The organism is Pseudomonas sp. 10B238, assembly GCF_000970615.1.
GTDB lineage: Bacteria > Pseudomonadota > Gammaproteobacteria > Pseudomonadales > Pseudomonadaceae > Stutzerimonas.
This window is the reverse complement of sequence record NZ_KQ033933.1, coordinates 1-19,859: the sequence shown is the minus strand read 5'-3', so window position 1 is coordinate 19,859 and position 19,859 is coordinate 1. Positions and strand designations below refer to the sequence as shown.

At 64.0% G+C, this 19,859-nt stretch carries 23 protein-coding genes; 3 read left to right on the top strand and 20 right to left on the bottom strand.

Features of this window, described 5'->3' with window-relative positions:
• Positions 1 to 75: 75 nt before the first annotated feature.
• Together RT21_RS11680 and RT21_RS11675 are read right to left on the bottom strand one after the other, a co-directional pair.
• The gene (locus tag RT21_RS11680; RefSeq protein WP_023464504.1) at positions 76 to 996 is read right to left on the bottom strand and encodes a nucleotidyl transferase AbiEii/AbiGii toxin family protein; all 921 of its coding nucleotides are present in this window, start codon (positions 994 to 996) and stop codon (positions 76 to 78) included.
• The gene (locus RT21_RS11675; RefSeq protein WP_023464505.1) at positions 989 to 1,747 is read right to left on the bottom strand and encodes a type IV toxin-antitoxin system AbiEi family antitoxin domain-containing protein; all 759 of its coding nucleotides are present in this window, start codon (positions 1,745 to 1,747) and stop codon (positions 989 to 991) included. Before RT21_RS11675 ends, RT21_RS11680 begins: the two co-directional genes overlap by 8 nt.
• Positions 1,748 to 2,099: 352 nt before the next feature.
• Between RT21_RS11675 and RT21_RS11670 the strand changes: the two genes are divergently transcribed.
• Genes RT21_RS11670 through RT21_RS11660 form a run of 3 tightly spaced genes read left to right on the top strand, consistent with a single transcriptional unit; the run spans position 2,100 to position 3,264 of the window.
• Positions 2,100 to 2,417, top strand: a complete 318-nt coding sequence (locus RT21_RS11670) for a type II toxin-antitoxin system PrlF family antitoxin (protein ID WP_023464506.1) — start codon at positions 2,100 to 2,102, stop codon at positions 2,415 to 2,417.
• On the top strand, positions 2,417 to 2,881 hold the full coding sequence (locus tag RT21_RS11665) for a type II toxin-antitoxin system YhaV family toxin (RefSeq protein ID WP_008733842.1): 465 nt from the start codon (positions 2,417 to 2,419) through the stop codon (positions 2,879 to 2,881). The genes RT21_RS11670 and RT21_RS11665 overlap by 1 nt, the downstream gene beginning before the upstream one ends.
• 23 nt (positions 2,882 to 2,904) lie before the next feature.
• On the top strand, positions 2,905 to 3,264 hold the full coding sequence (locus RT21_RS11660; RefSeq protein ID WP_023464508.1) for a DUF3742 family protein: 360 nt from the start codon (positions 2,905 to 2,907) through the stop codon (positions 3,262 to 3,264).
• A gap of 27 nt (positions 3,265 to 3,291) precedes the next feature.
• Here the strand turns inward: RT21_RS11660 and RT21_RS11655 are convergent, their stop codons facing one another.
• The 18 genes from RT21_RS11655 to RT21_RS23820 form a co-directional block, all read right to left on the bottom strand.
• Positions 3,292 to 4,812, bottom strand: a complete 1,521-nt coding sequence (locus tag RT21_RS11655; protein WP_023464509.1) for a conjugal transfer protein TraG N-terminal domain-containing protein — start codon at positions 4,810 to 4,812, stop codon at positions 3,292 to 3,294.
• An 18-nt stretch (positions 4,813 to 4,830) separates the two neighbouring features.
• Positions 4,831 to 5,175 (bottom strand): hypothetical protein, encoded by a 345-nt coding sequence (locus RT21_RS11650; protein ID WP_023464510.1) that lies wholly within the window; start codon positions 5,173 to 5,175, stop codon positions 4,831 to 4,833.
• Entirely contained in the window at positions 5,172 to 6,503 is a 1,332-nt protein-coding gene (locus RT21_RS11645) for an integrating conjugative element protein (protein WP_369810895.1), read from the bottom strand. Before RT21_RS11645 ends, RT21_RS11650 begins: the two co-directional genes overlap by 4 nt.
• A gap of 91 nt (positions 6,504 to 6,594) precedes the next feature.
• The gene (locus RT21_RS11640) at positions 6,595 to 7,533 is read right to left on the bottom strand and encodes a TIGR03756 family integrating conjugative element protein (RefSeq protein WP_023464512.1); all 939 of its coding nucleotides are present in this window, start codon (positions 7,531 to 7,533) and stop codon (positions 6,595 to 6,597) included.
• Complete coding sequence (locus tag RT21_RS11635) at positions 7,530 to 7,916, bottom strand: TIGR03757 family integrating conjugative element protein (protein ID WP_023464513.1); 387 nt, start codon at positions 7,914 to 7,916, stop codon at positions 7,530 to 7,532. The genes RT21_RS11640 and RT21_RS11635 overlap by 4 nt, the downstream gene beginning before the upstream one ends.
• A 214-nt stretch (positions 7,917 to 8,130) precedes the next feature.
• Positions 8,131 to 8,631, bottom strand: coding sequence for a RadC family protein (radC, locus tag RT21_RS11630; RefSeq protein WP_023464514.1), 501 nt, complete (start codon positions 8,629 to 8,631; stop codon positions 8,131 to 8,133).
• A 203-nt stretch (positions 8,632 to 8,834) separates the two neighbouring features.
• Positions 8,835 to 9,584: a DsbA family protein gene (locus tag RT21_RS11625; RefSeq protein ID WP_023464515.1), complete on the bottom strand. Its 750-nt coding sequence runs from the start codon at positions 9,582 to 9,584 to the stop codon at positions 8,835 to 8,837.
• Positions 9,585 to 9,596: 12 nt separating this feature from the next.
• On the bottom strand, positions 9,597 to 12,479 hold the full coding sequence (locus RT21_RS11620) for a conjugative transfer ATPase (protein ID WP_033960246.1): 2,883 nt from the start codon (positions 12,477 to 12,479) through the stop codon (positions 9,597 to 9,599).
• Positions 12,480 to 12,914 carry a TIGR03751 family conjugal transfer lipoprotein gene (locus RT21_RS11615; protein ID WP_023464517.1) on the bottom strand — a complete coding sequence of 145 codons (435 nt, stop codon included), beginning with the start codon at positions 12,912 to 12,914 and terminating at the stop codon, positions 12,480 to 12,482.
• Entirely contained in the window at positions 12,895 to 14,313 is a 1,419-nt protein-coding gene (locus tag RT21_RS11610; RefSeq protein WP_023464518.1) for a TIGR03752 family integrating conjugative element protein, read from the bottom strand. Before RT21_RS11610 ends, RT21_RS11615 begins: the two co-directional genes overlap by 20 nt.
• On the bottom strand, positions 14,303 to 15,190 hold the full coding sequence (locus RT21_RS11605; protein WP_023835646.1) for a TIGR03749 family integrating conjugative element protein: 888 nt from the start codon (positions 15,188 to 15,190) through the stop codon (positions 14,303 to 14,305). The genes RT21_RS11610 and RT21_RS11605 overlap by 11 nt, the downstream gene beginning before the upstream one ends.
• A gap of 11 nt (positions 15,191 to 15,201) precedes the next feature.
• The gene (locus RT21_RS11600; protein ID WP_023464520.1) at positions 15,202 to 15,870 is read right to left on the bottom strand and encodes a PFL_4703 family integrating conjugative element protein; all 669 of its coding nucleotides are present in this window, start codon (positions 15,868 to 15,870) and stop codon (positions 15,202 to 15,204) included.
• A complete protein-coding gene (locus RT21_RS11595) occupies positions 15,867 to 16,265 on the bottom strand; it encodes a TIGR03750 family conjugal transfer protein (RefSeq protein ID WP_023464521.1) in 399 nt (132 codons plus the stop codon). The genes RT21_RS11600 and RT21_RS11595 overlap by 4 nt, the downstream gene beginning before the upstream one ends.
• A 13-nt stretch (positions 16,266 to 16,278) precedes the next feature.
• Positions 16,279 to 16,647: a TIGR03745 family integrating conjugative element membrane protein gene (locus RT21_RS11590; RefSeq protein ID WP_023464522.1), complete on the bottom strand. Its 369-nt coding sequence runs from the start codon at positions 16,645 to 16,647 to the stop codon at positions 16,279 to 16,281.
• Positions 16,648 to 16,665: 18 nt separating this feature from the next.
• On the bottom strand, positions 16,666 to 16,899 hold the full coding sequence (locus tag RT21_RS11585) for a TIGR03758 family integrating conjugative element protein (RefSeq protein WP_012639388.1): 234 nt from the start codon (positions 16,897 to 16,899) through the stop codon (positions 16,666 to 16,668).
• Positions 16,896 to 17,246: an integrative conjugative element protein, RAQPRD family gene (locus tag RT21_RS11580; protein ID WP_023464523.1), complete on the bottom strand. Its 351-nt coding sequence runs from the start codon at positions 17,244 to 17,246 to the stop codon at positions 16,896 to 16,898. The genes RT21_RS11585 and RT21_RS11580 overlap by 4 nt, the downstream gene beginning before the upstream one ends.
• Positions 17,247 to 17,356: 110 nt before the next feature.
• Positions 17,357 to 19,096 (bottom strand): UvrD-helicase domain-containing protein, encoded by a 1,740-nt coding sequence (locus RT21_RS11575; RefSeq protein ID WP_008733875.1) that lies wholly within the window; start codon positions 19,094 to 19,096, stop codon positions 17,357 to 17,359.
• A partial coding sequence (locus tag RT21_RS23820) for an ATP-dependent endonuclease (protein WP_046162862.1) occupies positions 19,089 to 19,859 on the bottom strand: 771 nt, incomplete at its 5' end. The genes RT21_RS23820 and RT21_RS11575, both read right to left, overlap by 8 nt.

Below are 19,859 nucleotides of genomic sequence, written 5' to 3'. Positions count from 1 at the left end.
CCGTTACCTCGTGGGCGCCACGATCAATGCGGTATGGGGCAATCCCGGCAAGCGGGGAACGCTGTTGAAGCGTTGTCAGGCTTGACCCAGGCCGGCGTCGAGTGCATCGGCTTGGGCTGCGAAGTCTTCCGGGCGACGCTTGCGGAAAGTTTCCAGGTTGCTGAGTTTCCAGCGCAGCGCCGGCAATTGCGCGGCGTGCTGGCATTGCAGCAGGGACCAATCGGGCTGCGCGCGCGTCAACCCGCTCAGGAATCGCTTGTGCTGCGCGCTCAACCGCCCAGGCAATTCGTGCCGCAACCGGGCGCGGGCTTCCAGCAGCGTCTCCAGGGAGCAGTCCACTTCGGTCATGCCGACAAAGGCCCGCTCGTACTCGCCAGCGATGTTCTTGTCGTTGCCGAACAGCACCTCATGGGTCGGTCGGTTGTGCCCCGCCAGGTAGACCACGAAGCATTCGACCATGCCGTCGCTGATGCCGCCCGATTCGTAGAGCTGCCACACGTCGAACAGGTCACGCGGATGCTGCCGGTCCAGCGCGGCCACCAGCTTGCCGGCGTACAACTCGTCCGGCGCCAGGATCGGCACCTCCAGTTCGACGCCGAACAGGTCGCTGGTCTTGGCGCTCAACGAGCGTCGTTCGGCGGGCAGCACGGTGCCGCGAAACACCACGTTGACCTCGATCTTCACCTGGCTGCTCTCGTTCTCGACGATCAGCTTGGTATCCCCCAGATCCTTGCTGCGGACCAGGCGTGTCTGTACGCCGAGCGACGCAACGCGCGTGGCGATGGCGGCCAACTCCTGGTTGATCGCCTGTAGCGCGGTGTCGCGCGGCACCTGCCACGGGAGATACACCACGTCGATGTCCACGGACAGGCGAGGCATGTCCTGCACGACGAGATTGATCGCCGTGCCGCCTTTCATCGCAAAGATGTCGTTGGCGAACACGTCGGGCACGATGGCCAGCAGCAGGCGAACAGTGTCCGCGTAGGTCTTATCCATGAGGTCTCAGACTCAACAGGCTACCGTCATCGAGTCGGCCCATCCAGCGCGCGGCGCTGCCGGTGCGGACCGGGTACTGTTCCAGCAGGGCATCGACCTCCACCAACCCCGTCTCGCGCGCCCAGGTGAGAAACAGGCGCACGGCTTTCACACTGGTGCAGCAGGACAGCAGTTGCCCGAGCAACTCCTTGCGGGGTGAGCGCAGCCCATCGAAGAGATTGCGTGCTTCTTCGAGGCTTTGCTTGACGCCGACCTCGTACAGCAGTTCCAGCACGGCGCGCTCGGGAACCGCCACCCGCAGGAGGTCGGGCAGGCCCGGCGGCGTGATCAGGGTCTTGTTGGCCAGTGGCGTGTCCGGCCAATCGAACAGACGAGCATGGACATAGCGGGCCGGAAATCGTGAGGTGAACCATCGCGGCAACGTGAAGCGGCTATCGCCCCACAGCACCAGGGTGTCCCGGCTGCCCAGGTTGTGCTGCACGCCTTGCAGGGCCAGGGCGCTCTTGCCGCCGACATGCAGGCCGGGCACGCGCTGTTGCAGGAACTTCAGGGCACCGTAGACCCCGAAGTCATCGTTCGGAAAGGCATAGACGCCCTGAGCCAGGCGCACGAGCCAACCCCCATCGGCGTAGTGGGCGGCGAGTTGGGGCGACACCCCGAACTGGTTCAGGGTGGCAAGGTCGAACGGCGCCCCACGCGGTAGTTCCGCCTGCAGACGCTTGATTACCTGATGTCTAGGATTTCCGTTCATGTACGAAAAATAGCACAGAATCCAATCAATCAGAAGCGCTCCGCACGGAAAACGCATTGAAAATACCATCATGTTTTATTTCTGTAGCAATATCTAATCAAAGCGATGAGCTACTGCTTGACCTTCCCAGCCGTGTATAGGGCAACCGTGGGTATCCAGCCACAGACAAACGGGTTCTGGCCCATGCCGCTTTGAAAGCGGAAGGCAGTCTGTGTCCTGCTTACGATGAGCCTTTCCGCAGTGGGATGGAGCACAGCTTATGCAGCACGACGCACCAAAGGATTCCTGGATTGACATGGTAAGGAAATTTCCTTACCATCGAGGCATGAGGATCAAAGACAGGAGCCCAACCATGCCCGGCATCCACGAACTCGCCACACTCACGTCCAAGGGACAGATCACGTTGCCCAAGTCCATCCGGCAGGCGCTGGGTGTGACCACCGGCGGCAAGGTGGCCTTCGAGCTGCGCGGCGGCGAAGTCGTCGTCACCCGCGCCGAGGCCGAGCACGAAGACCCGGCGGTCAGCGCCTTCCTGGGCCTGCTGGAAGCGGACATCCGCAGCGGCAGGAACGTCGGAGCGCTGCCGGTGGAACTCGCCCAGGCCATGCTCGCCAACATGGGCCACGCCTCAGACCTCGATGAAGACATCGAGGGAGAAGTGGCACTTTGATGCAGCGCCACGGATGGGTGCTGCTGTTCCATGAGTGCATCGTGGAGCAGCTTCAGAAGCTGCACGCGGCGGCCGGACGCGCCGAGCGCAACGATCCGAAGGGCTTTGAGCGCAACGCCAACGTCAAGCTGTTTCGTGCGTTGAGCCAGTTGATCCTGGAGACGGTGCCGAGCGATCCGGCACGGGACGAATACCGCCAGGGTAATACCCTTGGGCCAGCCTATCGGCACTGGCGGCGCGCGAAGGTCGGACGGCGGTTTCGCTTGTTCTTTCGCTACGACTCCAAGGCGAAGACCATCGTGTTCGCCTGGGTCAACGATGAGCAGACGCTGCGGTCGGCGGGCAGCAAGTCCGACCCCTACGCCATGTTCGAGAAGATGCTCGAACGAGGGAATCCGCCGGACGATTGGGACAGCCTGGTTGCCGCGAGCAGGTCTGATTGGTCCACACAGGAGAAGCGATAAATCCTCCGCATGAGGTAACAGTGATGAACGCGACGCCCCGTACCACAAAAGCAGAACGCGCCGGCAGATGGCTCGGCCGTGCGTGGCGTGGCCTTGCACGGCAAGAGGCCCGTGCCATCCAATGGCTGGGGGGCAAGGGACTGCCGGCCGGCGTAGCACGGCTGCTGTTCTGGATCGTGAAACTCGTCGTGTTCGGCGTGCTGCTGTACGCAGCGTTCTGGCTGGCCCTGCTGATCGCGTTCGCGCTGATCGCAGCCTGGCTTGTGCGCAACGCCGACCTGGATGAAGAGAAGCAGCCTGAACTCAGGGACGGTCATTCGGGTGCCGGCGTCTACGACAAGGACGACTGGCGCATCGACCTGGGCGATCCCGACGACCCGTAGCTGTTCCAGCAGACCGGGAACGACTCCTTACTTCGCAGCGCCTTTCGTCGCCGCCGCCATGGCGAGGCGCGAGCCGCTACCGCCCGCCGACTTCGCATCCGTCGTGCCAGTGATGAACCCGCCGAGAATGTTCCCCGTCCTGACCCCGGCCCACGTCAATGCAACGACCCAGAAGCCTGGCAGGATGATGAACATCGTCGCCATCACGAAATTCAGCAGCATGTCTCCGAAGGCGTTGTTCAAACCCATCAGCGGATTGAAGTTGCTGTGCGGCGAGTGCCAGCCGTAGAGCGCGTTCAAGATCGTGGAATCGATCCAGCGTGCGAGCTGGAACCAGAAATCGACGAAGAACAGCGAGAACTGCACGGCAGTCACCGTGACCACCGTTCGCAAGTCGTAGGTGCCGAAGATCAGCACCAGCGGAATGCAGATGACCATCGCCATCTTCAGGAACGACAGGATCATGGGCAACGCCTGACGCACCACATCCATGGCCGGAAACATTCCGAGTGATCCTACCGTCAGCCCCACATCCGATACGACGCGGGTGGCGACGTTGGGGAGCGTCATACCGATCTGACCACCGTAGTCGGTGTAGACGTGCCCCTGGTTCATGACTTGTTGCCGTGGTGAAGCGATGGCACGGATCACGGCATCGTCGGCCTGGGTCTGGCTCAGGAAACCGGCCCATTGGCCGAGCCGGGACAGCAGGCCCGGATCAACCTGGGCTAACAGACGATCGCGCAGCCCGTCGCCGCTGTCCGCCCACCACTGCCGACAGGTCGGATAGCCGCCGCCAGTGGAGACTTCGGCGAGGCCGGCGTCGCGCGTGTCGTCATAGGGCCAGGCGTCGCGTGGTCCGCGCGAGCGATACGTATCGTAGAAGCCGGCCGTGTCCAGGAAGAAGCGCGAACCGATCCAGGTCACGTCGTTCATCTGCTCCTCGCTGAGTGTCGGCCGGCTCATGAACAGCCTGGCGCGGGCCGGCCCGTAGCAGTCGTGCGTGAAGTCGGCGACTTCCTGGGCCAGCACCGGGTCGGCGATGCGCGTGCTGTCGATCTCCATGCGCATCTGCCGCAGGTCCGTGCCGCAGGGGATCGCCGCCACGGCGGCGCCGGTGACGGCCTTGGACAGCGAGTGCATGAAGAACCACCAGACCGGCACATGGGCACTCTGGTTGTTGATCGTCGTGAACGAAGCGGACCAGTTCGTTTCCGAGGGCAGCGGCACATTGACCTGGCATTGGGTCGAGCGCGTGCGATCGAACTGGATGGTGCTCAGGTCAACGGGAATGAAGGGAATGCCGGCGAACATGATGACCACGATCGCCACCCACACGCGGTTCTCGATGCGCATGGACGAGAGCACGCCCTTGTTGCCTTCGTCCGCGCCTTCCGCACGGGCCTTGAGCCATTCCTGCACGACGATGGCGAGGAACGGCAGCGCGAAGATGCCGCTGGCCACCAGCACATTCCAGATGCCGTTGTTGATGATCCAGGCAACCAGTGTCAGGTAATACTCAAGATAGTCCGTGGTGTAGAGGGTCATGGTCGTCGTCCCGCATCGCTACGGTTGTCGCAGCAGCACGCTGATTTCGAGCAGCACGATGGCGGCGACGGCGCCGACCTCCGCGCGCAGCAGGCGCTGATGCGCTTCGCGGGATGTGTCGCGTTCCCGGAGGCGGCGACGCATCCATATCCACCCGTAGGCCGTCGCGCCATACAGGCACAGCCGCCAGACGAGGAAGTAGCCGGCATGCTCGTCCAGCCACCGGCTCCAGGTGTTCGCATCACCGACGAGGCGAATGCCGACCAGGTTGACGACCACGGCGACGAACACGATCAGTGCAATCCAACCCAGCGTGCGTCCGAGTTGCCGGTTGAACAGCCACTTCGGCAGCCCGATCCTCATGGCGGATTGCCGGGGTTCTGCGGTCGCTGGATGGCGTCGAGGCGATCGCGCTCGGTGTCGCCCTGGTAGATGCCGCGCGAGCCGGCGCTGCGCGTACCGTGCCGCTGGATGATCGCCATCGGCGAGTTCGCCGCCAGTTCGCGCCGCAGGTCCAGTTCGGTCTTGAGGTTGTTGATCTCCTGTTCCAGCAGGCTGCTTTCGTGGGCGATGGCGTCCTGCGCGAGTTGGTTGGCCGCGACGTTGGGTTCCTTGCGGCCGGCCAGCAGCGTCCGCTGCAACAGCAGGGCCTTCTCCAGCACGCTGGCCAACGCAACTTCGGAGGCCAGGCGCCGCGCGAGCACATCCTGGTCCGGTTCGTCGCGCAGCGCCTCGATGACGCCGCGCGTAATCGGCAGTGAAGTGCTGCCGGCCGCTTCCAGGTTCTCGAACGTGGTCGCGCTGGCACCCGTCACCAGATCCCGCAGCGCCTCCAGCCTGGTCTCGTACTCTTCCTGAATCAGGGGCGTCAGGCCGACGCCGGCGGTGGCCTGGGTCTTGAGGCAGCCATCGCAGGTCCGATGCTCTTGCTCACCCAGCACGCGGGTTGCCCAATCGGTGGCGGCTTCGGGAGAAGGCCAGGTCTGGCAGCTCAGGCGATTACCGCAGGTGATGCTGTCGATCGGCGAGGTATCGGTCGCTCCGCGGCCGTTGAGCAGGTTGTAGCCGGCGCGGGTCACGTCGCTGACCACGCGGATGGGATTCTGTCCGGCGCCGCCGGCATTGCCGCCGCCGACCCAGGGCACACCGTCGTTGCCGCGACTGGTCTCGGCCTGTTCGATCGCCGATACGGCGTCGGTGCTGGCCACGGCCTGCTTGAGCGCCATGCCCTCGGCCAACTGGTCCCAGCCGAGTTGGCCACCCGCTGCGTCGGCCATGCGATTGGCGATCGCGCGGCAAGTGAGTTTGCTGCGGTCGAAATCGAGCCGTGCCTGCAAGATGCCGTTGGTCAGCAGGTTGTACAGACCGGGATCGGCGCGCTGGATGATGAGCGCCGGCAGCGACGCCACGGCCGCCGTGGCGTTCTGGATCACCTGGCTCATGATGGTCTGGAAGCCGTTGGTGATGCCGTTGAGCTGGTTCTGCAGCGTGGTGGTGATGCTCATGTCGCCGCAGATCAGGTTGCTGTTCCAGCCGATACCGACACCGAGGTGCTGCATCTGGCCGACCGGCCCCATCGACACCGCCCGGCCGCCACCGATGCTGTACAGCACGTCATCGCCGATGACGCTGCCGCGATGATGCACGCCGTAGTCATTGACGCTGGTCTGTGCCCACAGCGGGTTGCTCATCGCGGCCAGAATGCCGGCAAACAGGATGCTGCGCGCCAGCCGCGTCATGGTGAAAGGATGTGAATGCGAGGACATGCTCATGGGCCGCACCTCAGTTGAAATCCGTGCTGCCCAGAAACACCTGCCCGCGCCGCTGACAGCAGGAGTACGGGCGCCACAGCGCCCAGGCATAGTCGCCTTGCTGCGCCTGGATGCGGACGTTGTTGTGCGGGAAGACCGCGCAGGAGGATGACAGCCGAGGCGTCAATTCCTGCCACTTTCCCGTGGAGGCATCGCTTTCCACCAAGGCACCTGCGGGCCAGTAGCCCGCGCTCGCATTGGCAAGCAGCGGCTGATAGACATGGACCTGCCCACGCCGGGTCACGATGTCGCCGGCACGCTGCGCGACGACGGCAGCCGCCTTGTAGTCGTCCACATGATGCAGGAGCCCACCGCGTGGATAGACGTTGCCCCACAGGTTCAGGCCGGTGCGCGTGCCGATCTCGCGCATCCCAGGGATCAGCGCCTCGGGATAGACGGATTCGGGGATGTTGTAGCGCCAGGCCACGGTATCGAGCGTGCTCAGCAGGTACGGCATGAACGCCGTGCCCGCACCGGCGCAGGAGTAACCCAACTGGCTGACTAACTCGCTGAAGATGGTAGCGCCTGGATGCCCGATCACGTCGGCGTTCTTGAACTTCGCCAGGTTGTTCTCGTGTTCTTCGTTCGTCGTGCCGTCACCCCCACCTTGAGCGGTGGGATTCGGCATGCTCATCGCGCGCACTTCCAGCCAGGGGTTCTCCCCGGTGTTCGAGTAGCTCGACACGACGGCATCGGGAACGTAGTGCTGTACCTTGACCGAGGTGCGCACCGTACAGCCGGTGAGCGTGCAGTACAGCCAATAGCAAATGCCCTGCACGCGATACGACAGGCAATCGGGCGACAGCACCGAGCCGGTGATGGTGGCGGTGTTGAGCGCGAAGGCGGAAGCGGCGGTACCCAGCAGGACGGACGCCATGCCGGTGCGCCATGCGCGGCGGGATAGCTTCATGGCTGCATCCTCCGGTATTCCTCGATGCGCGCCAGCGCGCGGGGCACGTCGGTTTCGCCGTAGACGACGTAGCGCCGATCGACGACCACGGCGGGAATCTTGGTGACGCCCAGGCTCCAGGCGTCGGTTAAGCCCTGGTAGGCGTTGGCCAGGCGGCGTTGGAGCGGCGTGCCGCCATCCTGCAATCGTTGCCGGACGATGGCGGCCGCCTGTGCCGGATCGGCGGGAAGGTTAGCGGCCAGCTCCGCTTCGATGCGGGCAGGCGCGTCCAACTCGACAACGTAGACGCCGGAGAGAGCCTCTACGGCGTGATGCCGGTCGGTGAATACCCGGACGTCCGCCGCTGCGGCGTGGGCCATCGCGGCTGCGGCCATTGCCAGCATGCACGAAGCCAGCGTTGGGCGGCAGCGCAGCCGGTGTCGTTGTGTCTCGACGTGTTCAGAGTGTGGGTACATGGGGTGGCTCCCATTGGGTCGATACTCGCGCTAGTCGATCCCATCGGGCAGATGGACACCATCAAGAAAGGGAACTGTCCCGCGACCGCTTTCATCCGACCCGAACACGAAAAAAGAGGCGCCTGGTGGGGCGCCTCAAGGACTACAGCAAGCCGGCTTCCGCGAAGGAAAAAGGCGTTCCTTCACCGACGATGAAATGGTCCAGAACACGAACGTCCACCAATTCGAGAACCGATTTCAATCGGGTCGTGATTGCCTTGTCGGCATGGCTCGGCTCGGTCACGCCCGAAGGGTGATTGTGGGCAAAGATGACCGCGCTGCAATTGTGCTCGATCGCCCGCTTGAGGACCGCGCGGGGATACACACTGGCGCCATCGATGGTGCCGTGGAACATCGGCTCGAAAGCGATCACGCGGTGCTGCGAGTCGAGAAACACGACGGCAAAGACTTCCAGTGCTTCGCTGGCGAGTTTCAGCCATAGATATTCTCGCACGCTGGCCGGGCTGGTTAGCTCGGCACCGTGTTTGAATAGACGTTCCTCCAGCACACCGATGGCTTGCCGGATCAACGGATCTTCGTGGATGCTCGCGTACCGGACGAGCGCTGATGATGCACCGTCGGCGACGGTATCGGACGGATTCATGGGAACCTCCTTGATAGATGAAACGGGGGTTCCCGTCCCCGTGTGGGGGTGAGACCCCCGTGGGACGTGATGATGAAAGCCCGGAATCGGGCCTGGATGATTGGCATCCTCCATCGAAGACGACGGACGTTCGCGCGTGGGATGCGGTGCGAACTGGAACGATCAACGCGGTCGGAACCGCGCCGCAGCCTTGAAGATCGCGGCTACCTGGGCATGTCGCTGACGTTGTCAGCAGGCATCTCGGGTATCTCGGGCAAGGTTTCGGTCATCGCCGGCTCATCGCCCGATGACGTCAGCAGATCAATGGCCGACAGCAAGGCATCGCCTTCGACGGCACCCGGCAGCAGCAATGCCTGGCCGGTGCGGTTGTCGATTACGCGCAGCATCGGGGTCGCGGTGATGCCGGCCAGCGCGGCTTCCTCGGCCTGTGCCCGGATCACGGCGTCGGGCCGTGCGCTGGCCAGGCACTCGTGCAGCTCGGGCGTCGCGCCGGACGGCTGGATGCCGGGCGGCAGGCCCCGACCGCTGCCGTGGGTATGCTGGTAAATCCAGGCGACGGTGTTCCAGAACGCTTCCCGCCCGCCGGTTTCCCCCGCGCATTCCGCCAGGCGTGCCGATTGCGTGGCGGCTGGTTCGTGCATCGGCAGCGGCAGATGGTGCCATTGCCAGTTCACGTCGGGATTGGCGTCGATCCAGCGCTTCAGCACAGGAAAGTAGGCTTGGCAGTACGGGCATTCCAGATCGGCGTACTCGATCAGCGTGAACCGCGCGTCGATGCGACCGTAGCGCCACGGCGGGCCTGCCGACGCGGCAGCCTCGGCGGATGCCGGATCTCCAGTGTGTGGGCTGCGTCCAAGCGACCAGGCCAGCAGCACGAGCAGCACCGCGATCCCGGCCAGCATCGGTCCCAGGTAACGTCGTGGCGTGTGGGTAAGAAGGCTTGGCGCGCGCATGATCTTTCCGCCTCAACCGAGGGCGTCGAGCGGCAATGGCTCGATGCCGCGAGCCCGGTCGATTTTCTCCGCGACCTTGAAGGCGGCCTCAAGCTCCCCGATGCCGTATTGCCGCATCAACTGATAGCGCTCGGCCTTCTCCTCGGGCTCAGTCATCGCCATGGCCAGGTAGAGACTCGACGGCACGGCGCGGAACAGGACTTCCATCGACTTCGACAGGATCACGCCTTCGCTGAATTTGCCGGACTCCTTGCGCGCCGACAGCATCAGCGCCTTCTGCGCCGGATTGAGTTCGCGGAAGCGCGCGACCTTCTCCACTTCGTCGGGCGGCATCGACAGGCAGATCCACCACTCGATCATCGACAGCATCGGTTCAGCGGCCTTGGGCAGATCGTCCAGGTTCTGCGTTGCCAGCCAGAACCAGGCGCCGAGCTTGCGCCACATCTTGGTGATCTTGACGACGTAAGGGGCAAGCAATGGATTGCGGGTGATGATGTGACCCTCGTCGGTGACGTTGACGATGGGGCGCCCCAGGAATTGATCCCGCTCGGCGATGTTGTTGACAGTGTTGATGAGCGAGATGTAGGCGATGGAAAGCTGCGCGTTGTAGCCCTCGCGTGCGAAGGTCGCCAGATCGACGATGGTGATGTCGGCCTCCGGCCATGGCGTGCCGGGACGATTGAACATTTCGCCATCCAGTCCCTGGCAGAACATATCCATCGCGTCCGCCATTTCCAGCAGGCGAGCGCGCCGGGCTTCGGGCAGCGCGGAATCGCTGGCGCGCTCGCGCAGGGCGTTGCGCACGTCCTCGGTCAGCACCGTGCGCTTCTCCGGCGCACAGCGATGCGCCGCGTCGAGAATGCACTGGCGAATCAGGCTGCGATCGGCGCGGGTCATGCGCGCCTCTTCCTTGTCCTCGCCGCCGGTAATCATCAGGCGGGCGGTGATCTCCAGCTCGCCGAGCACGTCGCGCTGTTCATCGCTTTCGCCCGATGCGTCTTCGGGTTCCTGTTCCTCGTCCAGGGCATCGGCGTCCAGCGTCCGCACCTGGCTGGGCGTATCCACCAGACGCCACGCATCGGCAAAGGGCGCGAGGCTCACGCCAGCGCCGGGCGCGAGCTTCACCCGATGCACCGTCAGGCCAAGGCGCTGGGCGAATTCGCCAAACAGACCGAAGCTGTTCCCCGCCTCGACGATGAACAGCCGGGGCCGGTAGATCGCGACGAGCTGGTTGAGGATGTTGTTGAGCGTGGCCGATTTGCCCGAGCCGGTCGGGCCGAACAGAAACAGATGGGCATTCATCTGCCGGTCGCGCCGGTTGAGCGGGTCGAAGGCGACGGTGCCGCCACCGCGATTGAAGAAGGTGATGCCGGGATGCCCGGTGCCCTGATTGCGCCCCCACACGGGCGCGAGATTCGCTGCGTGCTGCGCGAACATGAGCTGGGTGTACCACTGGCGTCGATCCCTGGCCGGGTCATAGAGGCAGGGAAGCCAGCGCAGGTAACTGTTGAGCGGCGCGACCTCATCCTCCTCGCGCACGGGCAGGAGGCCGGCGTTGAGCATGACATTGGCGAGTTGCAGGCCGCGCGCATCGAGTTCGGCCATGTCGCGCCCGCGCAGGTAGAAGGCCAGCGCGCCGCGATAGAGCTTGTGCGAACTGCCGATCAGCGAACGTGCCTGCTGCACGTCCTGGCGGGCCTGTTCGGACGCCAGCGTTTCGCCGACCGCTTTCTTGCCCAGGTAGTTCAGATGCGCTTCCAATGCGTCCTGCGGCGTGGCGACGAGGGTGAGACACATCACCGTGTCCTCGGGCATCTGGTCGAACAGCGCGTTGCAGGCATCGCCGCCTTTGCGCGTTTCCCCGGTCAGATGTCCGGTTGCCGGCGGCGCGCGCAGCCGGTCGAGCACCATGACCCGATGCGGCATGTCGTCGAAAAACCAGATGCCGTTCGCCACGTCGGAGCGTGGCTGGCCGAAGAACAGCCGTTGCGAGAAGTCCGTGCCGCTGGCGAGTTCGACGTCGCCTTCGTTCGTTTCTTCGGGGTAGGCGGCCAACTGGTAGAAGCGCTCACGATCGGCAGCCGTCGCGCCCAGCAAGGTCGGGTTCGGGTTGAACCAGCGCAGCAACCAGGCGTGGATGTCCGCCGCGCCCAGGCGCCGCGCCTTGACGCCGGCATTGGCGAGACCGCCGGCCAGCCGGTCGCACACCGTCGCCAGGGCCTGTTCGGGCGACTGGCCGCGACGGTGTGAGGCGCCCGGCGCGCGACGATAGACCACCATGCGTACGCGCCGCGTCTGGCCGCGCCACGGCAGGCGGGTCACGGTGGTGTCGTCGAACAGGCCGCCCGGCTTGGTGATGGCCCGCAGGTGATGCGCGAAGAACCGCAGGTAGAAGTCGCTGAACACGCTGCCCTGCGCGCGCGGCTGGATGTAGTCCCGCAAGACGTTCAGATAACCCGTCCAGTCGGCTTCGTCCTGGGCATAGAGCTGCACCACCCAGGGCTGCTCGTCGAGTTCGTCGAAGCTGTCCTGCAGGGCATTCTCCAGCGCGTCTCGGGCCTGCCACAGCCAATCGCTTTCGCGTCCTTCGGTGCCGATCGGTGTCAGCTCGAAGAACGCCGCCACCGATTCACCGTCCTCCAGCAACAGGCTCTTGGCGTCGGCCAGATATTCCACCCACGGCAACAGGTCCACGAAGGACGGCGCCACGTCGTAGAGGGCCTGTTCATCCGCCTGCGTGGCGGGTCGGTGTTTCGGATCGAGGCGGGTGCCGGGTTCGGGAATGCCATGCGCTTTCAGGTCGGCCACATGGCGTTCCCAGGCGTCGGCCTGCTGTGCCTCGGATTCCTCGGATGCCGACACAGGTTTGCGCGGCCACGGCAGCGACCACGCCATTCAATAGTCCTCCACGCGCTCGCCTGGCAGGGCGTACTGCACGCGCTGATAAAACGGGAACACCGTGCTGTAGCCGGGCACCGGCACCGGATCGGTGCCCGCCAGGTGCGGGAACACGTACATCACCAGGTCCGGGTTGGGGAGGCGGTGGAACTGCCGGTAAATCTCGTTCTGCGCCGTGCGGGTGTAGCGGGTCTGCACGCCGGGCGCGGCCTGCACGTCCGTGTCGGTGAGCGGCCGGCGCAAAGCCTGCCGGGCGTCCAGCAGCTCGTGCGATGCGCGGCCGCCGCCCGCCGGTCCGCCCGTTTCCTGATTCCAGATGTCGAGCATGGTCTGGTCGCCGTGGGTCAGCAGCTTCTCCTTGCTGGTCGCGCAGCCGGCCAGTGCGACGACCGTGAGCACGACGGCGAGCCGTTCAATCCAGATCCGGGACATGGGAACCTCCGAGACGGTGATCGACCCGGCGCCCCTTGGCGTCGTAGTCGATGGTGAGTGGCTGCTCGATATGCACGGCGACCTTGGCGCCCGGCTCGACGTAGACGGCGGCGAATGCCTGGCCGTAGAGCTTGTTCACCCACTGCGACATCTCCTGCACGCCGCCGGCCAGGATGCGGCCCATGGCCTCGTTGGCGGTGATGCCTACCGTTCCGATCGATCCGTCGCTGCCGACGTAGGACACCCGGCCGCTGTCCGAATCGATCAGCGAGGCTGCGCCCGCGCCGGCGGCCGTGATCAGGGCCTGGGTGCCGAGATACTGCTGGGCGTTGCTGCGCCGTTCACCGCTGACACAAGGGATGCCGTAGGGATCGCTGATCCAGCCGAGACCTCCCTGGGTGCCGGTGTCGCTCCGGTTGCTGCTGCTGCGACCGGACTCTTCCGGCAGCGTGCGGATGGTGCCGTCCTCGAACACAAAGGTGATGGAGCGGATTTGCCCGCGCACGCAGGAAAGCGTCCAGTCCCCCGAGGCCGTGCCGCTGACCACGGCGCCGGCCACATCCGGGATGTCGATGCCGTTGGCCGTGAGGTTGTCGGGGCCGATCACGACCTTGAACGGATAGGGATCGTTCACCGTGCCGTCGATGGGCACGCGCCCGATGAGCGCCGTCATCGCGATCGACCCCATCAGGGTCGAGTTCGACGGCACGGTGTAGACCGCCTCAAGCGACGACGTGCCGACGGCACCGCCGGTGGCGCGGCCGAGGGTCTCGGACGCGGCGTCCAGGGTTTCCCCGACCGGGCTGAAATCATTGGGGAAGCTGAAGCCGCTACGACCGCTGCTGCGGCCTTCGGCGGGCCTGGCGTCGTCCGGCTCGATCCAGCGCACGCCGTCGTGGCCGAAGTGCTGGCCGTCGCCGTCCTCCAGCCCGAGACCGATCGGCAGGTCGGTGTGGCCGGCCCTGCCCCCCAGGCCTTCAAACTGGCGTTGCAAGTCCTGCAACAACCCCTGGGCCTGTTGCCGTTCGCTGGCCGTCTGTTCGCGATCCTGACGCAGTTGGGCGCGTTCGGTGTCCAGGACATTCTGGATACGCTGCTCGATCGACCGCTCGCGTTGACGCAGGCGGTCGTTCTCCGCCCGCTGGTTGCGGTTGTCGGACAGCGCGGTCTGCAATTCGGTGCGCAACTGCCGCACCTGGGCCACCAGCGTGGCGACCGTATCGTGCGGCGTGTCGCCTTCGATGCCGAGCGCCCGCATCTCGTCCGCCGTCAGTTGGCCGCCGGCATCGCCGGGGAGCGGTGATGCGCCACGGTCGCCGGAAAACAGCTTGATGCCGACGAACACCAGCAACAGCGCCATCGGCAGCATCAACCACTTGAGCAAACCGTTACTGCGCATCGCCGGCTCCTTCCGCGCTGCCGGCCGCTGCGGAGGCCGGCAAGTTGTGCGCAGCGTCGATGGGACTGATGGCTGGCAGCAGCGATTGCGCCAGGCCGCGGCCGCGCGTCACCAGGTACACCACGCTGGTGTCGCGCGAATCGCCCGCCGGTCCCAGGTCGGGGTGCTGGAACGTCGCGGTGACGAAATCGCCCTGCAAGGCGCGCGGGTCCAGGTCGATCCACCGGGCGGACGTGTTGGTCAGCCGGATCGCCGTCACCCATTGATCTTCCAGCCGCCACGCGGCCAGCGCCCTGGCGCGCACCGGCAGCGTCGGCAGCAGTGTGCCGAGCGCCAGGTCGCGGCGCAGGTTCACGCGCACGACGCCGTTCACCGGCTCCACCGTGCGCAGGGGCGCGTACAGGCTCTGCGCGGCGTAGCGCGTCAGCACCACGGGAACCGGCGTCTCCCGTGCGGGGAGCCGCGCCGCATCGGCGGCCGGCTGTTGGCCGGTGTCACCGTAGCGCTTCGCGTGCGATTCGCCTTCGATGATGCGCACGGGTTCCAGCGGCGCCTCGCCAGGCTCGGCGGCAATGTCGAGCAGAATCAGGATGCCCGTGTTGGCATCCTGCAATTGCAGGCGGGTCGGCTCGATCGGTTCGCTGGCAAGCAGGTAGAGGACGCCACCGGCGCTTTGCACACGCAGGCGGTCGCCCAGCGAGGCGGGCACGCCGACACGCACATTGCGGTCGATGAAGATCACGCGCTCGTGGCCGACCACGAGAGGCACGGCCAGCGGCAACCGCTCCCAGCGCAGAATCTCCAGCGCCAGAGCGCTCGGGATCAGGCCCAAGGTCAAGGTGGCGGTTGCCAGGAAGTTAAGAACAAGACGTTTCATCGCGGGACTCCCTACGGACCGCCAGGACCATCGACGGCGGAGGCGGCTGCCGCCTGCGGCGCGATGCGTTGCGGGGTGCTGCTGTAACAGTCCAGCGCCAGGCCGAAGGGATTGCGCTCCGGGTCGATGTCCAGACGCACCACCTTCAGCGGGTAGCGCACCAGCGCGCGCTTGACCTGTTCGGCGCCGTGATACTCGTCGGCCGTCACGTCCAGCGTGACGATCCAGTCGCGGTCGGACACCACGCGGACGCGCGCCGTCGGGTCGTCGCCGAAGCCGCGACCCGGAATCTCGTAGATGCCCCGCACGCGCTGACGCAGTTCGCCCGTGCTGCGGCGCTGCTCGTAGTCGCGACGCAGGAAGACCTGACAGCCGGGTGTCAGGTAGGCCGACAGTGCGTGAATGTTGCGCGCGTAGTCGTCCTCGCCGTTCGTCGGCCAGCGGTTGAGTTGCTGGAAGACATAGAAGGTGAAGGCGTAGACCGACTCCGGCGGCACTTCCCACCACTTGCGCACGCTGCCCGAACGCAGGTCCGGCGGCACGTGGATGGTCAGATCGCGGGGCGCACTCCACCAGCCGAAGCCCAGCACCAGAGCGACGACGAACAGCGCGCCGGCTCCCAGGCGCAAGGTCTTGATGTGCGCCTGGAGGTGCGTGATCTCGTTCTTGAAGCGGCTCATGGTGCACTCCTGCGCGCCGTCCAGTAGCCCGACCGCGTGATCAGCGACCTGCCGCCCGTGTAGGGCGCGAAGGCGGGATGGCGCAGCGCGATCCACCACTGAAGGTGCCGGTACAGCCAGGTATCGGGACGCCCCCGCTTGTGGCGTCGCAACGCGCCGCCGCCAACGAACACGCCCATGCCGATGGCCGCTACGATCAGGGTCGGCACCATCGCGAGCGTGGACGCCAGCCACGCCAGCGGAATGCCAAGCACCAGGCCGACCGTGGCGGAGAGCCCCACGCAGACCCACAGCTCGTCGGCCGTCAGCCCGCGCACCACCACGGGTTGGCGGTTCAGACGATGCGGCAGGAACGTCACCGTGCCGTCGTGCAGGCTGTCCTGGCTCCCCAACATCGCCCCGACCTCCTTACAGGACGCCGGTGGCTTCGGTGAGCAGCCAGATGCCCACGACCAGCAGGATCGCGCCGATCGCGACCGTCAAACCGAACTGGCCCCAGGTCTTGCGGCCGGTGTGAATCTCCGAATAGGTGCTGTAGGCGTGGTAGCAGACGCCGACGAACATCGAGGCGACCACGAGCAGCGCGACCAGCATCACGATGTCGTAACCGTAATTGCGCAGCGTCTCCATGATGCCGCTGCCGGTGCCCCGCGACGGGTCTTCGATGGTCGGCAGGCCCTGGGCCTGCACGATCGGCGACAGGCTCGCGGAGATCACGGCGACGGCGGGCAGGCCGGCCAGGCGGGCGAAGCGAGTGGAGATGGAACGGAAAGTCATGGTGGTGTCCTCATTGCGTCAAGAGAGAAGGAAAAACGTCAGCACGACGTACATCGCGACGAATCGCACCGCGACGCCGAGGAACTGGCGCTGGGAGATGCTGTTTTCGGCCCAGCCGACATAGGCTGTGCGCAGTGCCCAGACGCCCCACAGCAACAGCACGACGAACACGCCGCCGACCAGGACGACGGAAACATCCGAAGGGCCGAAACCGCTGTTGGCCTGAAAGGCGGTGACCTGATCGCCCGTCATGGCGCGTCCTCCGCCTCTTGGCGGTAATCGCCGATCAGCGTTGTGGGGTCGCGCGGCTGTGCGCGTTGTGGCGTCAGGTAGTTACGGATGCCGCTGCGGACACGCTCGATGTCCTCGCGCAGCCGCGCGTAGTCGAAGTGGTAGCGGGAGGCGTCCTGCTTCGGCAGGCGCTCGCTGTGCTCGGCCAGCCGGTCGAGCATGTCGAGCTGACGCATGAGGACGGCCAGTCGCTCTGGTTCCGTAGCATCACCGGCGAACACCGAGGCTTGGAACGCCAATAGAGGGATAGCCAATAGCGCGGCGATCGGAAGACGCCGGGCAAGTTCGTGGCTGTTGGTATGTCCCATCGTGCCTTTCCCCATGGACGCGGATGGCACGATGCTGCGGCACACGGACTAGCCGCGCCGCAGTAAATAGGAACAACGCTGCTACCGGATTGATCTAGCCCGAGCTGAGTCTACGAAAAAGCGACAGCACGGATGCTCTCTGGCAAGAACCACCTTTCAAGTGTTGCGATGGCATCTGGCGAAAGCTGCTGTGTGAACAGCAGGGCAAGGCGGCGTTTCGGTCTTGAGCAGGCAACATAGAACAAGTTTCGATTTCGCTCGAAGGCCGCCTGCTTCCCGGGTGGGATGGCTGCGCTTCCTGCCAGTTCGAGCATCTCTCCAAAGTTGTACTGGTTCCACCCGCGACCGATGACAACAAGAACATTCTCGAACTCCGCGCCCTTTACTCCGTGTTTGGTTTCAAAGGGAGAGTGCCCATCCAGATAGCTCCGTAGCGTTTTGATTTCTGCGTATCTGACCGCGCGTAGCTTCTCTATCTCCGCCAGTGCGGCCGGCATCTCTTCGCCGCTTGCTCGATCGAACTCGCGTAGTTCCCGCTCACGCTTCTCGATGGCTTCCGGGAGTCTTGGCTTCCGCCGGTTGAGCAGGTGGTCGATGACTTCTCCGACCGTGCCATTTTCGCGAATCGCCAGTAGCTGGCTCATCGCATCGTGCCAGGCTGCCTTATCGGCCTGACTCCGCAATAGCGGCGTGTTACCGCCCAGCGCATCGAACATGGCGCCGAACCTATTCGCGGAGAAGGCATCGCACGCAGGCTCCAACTGGTCTACGAAGAAGGCAATATACGGATGTTCCTTCTTGGCAAAGGAATCGTTGTAACGAAAGACTGATGGCAAGCTGGCATAGCCCTGCTCACTGGCAAGAAGCCTATGCGTCAGCATGAGTACCTTTGTACTTTCCGGGGAAAAATCCCATCCCTCTTGTGTCAACGAGGCCTTCACTCCCTCAAGTGTGTCGTGGCCGACTTCCGAAGGTAAATCTCCTCCCCAATGGGCACCGGTTTGTCGTCCTCCAGTCCAGGCATTTGTATGAAATACGCTGACCTGTCCAATAGCGTCAGGGTCTTCGACAAATTGTTGTAGCTCCGGGCGCATCCGGTTGAGGCAGTCAACAATGGCTTTGACTGATCGGAAGTTGGCTTCCTTGCCAATCTCCTTGACTTGCGGATGCTCAAGTCTTCCGCATCCATTGCCATATATCTTCTGCCAATGGTCGCCAAAGAAGCCGAATAGGGGTGAAGGCGGATTCCCCAAAAACAGCCGCTGAATCGCCTCGACCCAATCCTTATCGGTATCTTGATATTCATCCACAAGAATGATTGGAAACCGATCTGTCACTATATGCCTAAATTTGGCATGCTCCATCAATGAAACAGTGAGGGGCAACACATCATCGTGATGGAGAGACACGCGATCTTCACGAATGGAACGGTGCCCAAAGTTGTACTCGATTACACGGTTACCCAGGCCGCCTCCAGCTTCCGCAATTCTCTCTTGCCATGCCGGCATCGCCTCAACCAAACCACGGAGTTGTTTCTGGAAGCCACTGATCAATGACCAACAGAAGGCATGATTGGTGTCGCAGTACACCATTGGGCTTCTGTCAGTACGGGCGGCAATTTCATCGCGGGCCACATTGGTAAATGTAATGCACGCAATCTGCTTGTTTTTCCTTGGAAATGTGCTTTTGTGGCGCTCGATCAAATAGTGGAGCGCTTTGATGAGAGAGTAGGTCTTCCCAGCGCCTGCTCCAGCTTCTAGCCGGAAGTGCTCTCCGGCATCCAGGCTGCGAAACATGGCATCAAGAGCGCGCTGGCTGGCAACCTCGGCCGGTGACTGCGGATCAGGCATCAGCGGCATCCTCCTCGTTGGCGATCATCGCCTCGGCCGCCAGGGCAAGCGCCGGGTCAGGGATAGCTGGCTCGATGCCAGCCGCTAGCCGGCGTATTCCATCGAGAATGTACTTGGGGGTCGTCCAGGCTTTTTCTTCTATTGCGTACTTCAGCGCAAACTCGGACTTCTTGATCTTACTGGCTTGGCTTCTGGCTCCCGCTTCAAGCTCTTCCCGTGTGGCTCCATTCAAGCCGAATAATGCTCGGTTCGCGAGAATGAAAGCATCTTCAAAGGTGCGACCGCATGGCCCGTTCTCTTTCTCCGCGCACTGATAGGCGATGCAGTTGCCATGCTTTGCCTTTTCGGATTCATCCTTGGTCAAGAGGCCATTGAGGGTGAATGGATTATCATCGGAGAACCAGGCTTTCAGGCAGGCGTTGCTGGAGTAGGTTCCCTTGTGGACCTCGCACGCGCTTCCGCCCGGTTTTTCTACCGAATCTAGATCGGTAAGGATTAGGGTTGGCAACTCAAGAAAGCGCAGGAGCCCGAAGAAAAGATGAGCATATGCTCCACCGACTTCCATAGTGGTTACGTACTGGCTTGATAGCTTTGGCCGATCTGGCTCTGCGGTTTCCAGTTTTTCGATGATCGCGGGGAGCAAGAGTCGCTCGCTCAAACCTTCTACTAGGATCGCTTTGTCGGAAAAAAACAGGTCGCAGCGGGTCAACGTCATATACTGATGCAGAAACTTGGCGGCGGCAAAAACTGAGTGCAACACCTG

Coding starts and splice junctions, on each gene's coding strand:
- RT21_RS11640 (WP_023464512.1), bottom strand. CDS start 7,533: ATGAAGCTATCCCGCCGCGCATGGCGCACCGGCATGGCGTCCGTCCTG.
- RT21_RS11615 (WP_023464517.1), bottom strand. CDS start 12,914: ATGTCCCGGATCTGGATTGAACGGCTCGCCGTCGTGCTCACGGTCGTC.
- RT21_RS11650 (WP_023464510.1), bottom strand. CDS start 5,175: ATGAGGATCGGGCTGCCGAAGTGGCTGTTCAACCGGCAACTCGGACGC.
- RT21_RS11610 (WP_023464518.1), bottom strand. CDS start 14,313: ATGCGCAGTAACGGTTTGCTCAAGTGGTTGATGCTGCCGATGGCGCTG.
- RT21_RS11660 (WP_023464508.1), top strand. CDS start 2,905: ATGAACGCGACGCCCCGTACCACAAAAGCAGAACGCGCCGGCAGATGG.
- RT21_RS11625 (WP_023464515.1), bottom strand. CDS start 9,584: ATGCGCGCGCCAAGCCTTCTTACCCACACGCCACGACGTTACCTGGGA.
- RT21_RS11590 (WP_023464522.1), bottom strand. CDS start 16,647: ATGACTTTCCGTTCCATCTCCACTCGCTTCGCCCGCCTGGCCGGCCTG.
- RT21_RS11635 (WP_023464513.1), bottom strand. CDS start 7,916: ATGCTGGCAATGGCCGCAGCCGCGATGGCCCACGCCGCAGCGGCGGAC.
- RT21_RS11620 (WP_033960246.1), bottom strand. CDS start 12,479: ATGGCGTGGTCGCTGCCGTGGCCGCGCAAACCTGTGTCGGCATCCGAG.
- RT21_RS11580 (WP_023464523.1), bottom strand. CDS start 17,246: ATGGGACATACCAACAGCCACGAACTTGCCCGGCGTCTTCCGATCGCC.
- RT21_RS11665 (WP_008733842.1), top strand. CDS start 2,417: ATGCAGCGCCACGGATGGGTGCTGCTGTTCCATGAGTGCATCGTGGAG.
- RT21_RS11600 (WP_023464520.1), bottom strand. CDS start 15,870: ATGAGCCGCTTCAAGAACGAGATCACGCACCTCCAGGCGCACATCAAG.
- radC (WP_023464514.1), bottom strand. CDS start 8,631: ATGAATCCGTCCGATACCGTCGCCGACGGTGCATCATCAGCGCTCGTC.
- RT21_RS11645 (WP_369810895.1), bottom strand. CDS start 6,503: ATGAGCAACCCGCTGTGGGCACAGACCAGCGTCAATGACTACGGCGTG.
- RT21_RS11675 (WP_023464505.1), bottom strand. CDS start 1,747: ATGAACGGAAATCCTAGACATCAGGTAATCAAGCGTCTGCAGGCGGAA.
- RT21_RS11575 (WP_008733875.1), bottom strand. CDS start 19,096: ATGCCTGATCCGCAGTCACCGGCCGAGGTTGCCAGCCAGCGCGCTCTT.
- RT21_RS11655 (WP_023464509.1), bottom strand. CDS start 4,812: ATGACCCTCTACACCACGGACTATCTTGAGTATTACCTGACACTGGTT.
- RT21_RS11605 (WP_023835646.1), bottom strand. CDS start 15,190: ATGAAACGTCTTGTTCTTAACTTCCTGGCAACCGCCACCTTGACCTTG.
- RT21_RS11585 (WP_012639388.1), bottom strand. CDS start 16,899: ATGACGGGCGATCAGGTCACCGCCTTTCAGGCCAACAGCGGTTTCGGC.
- RT21_RS11595 (WP_023464521.1), bottom strand. CDS start 16,265: ATGTTGGGGAGCCAGGACAGCCTGCACGACGGCACGGTGACGTTCCTG.
- RT21_RS11670 (WP_023464506.1), top strand. CDS start 2,100: ATGCCCGGCATCCACGAACTCGCCACACTCACGTCCAAGGGACAGATC.
- RT21_RS11680 (WP_023464504.1), bottom strand. CDS start 996: ATGGATAAGACCTACGCGGACACTGTTCGCCTGCTGCTGGCCATCGTG.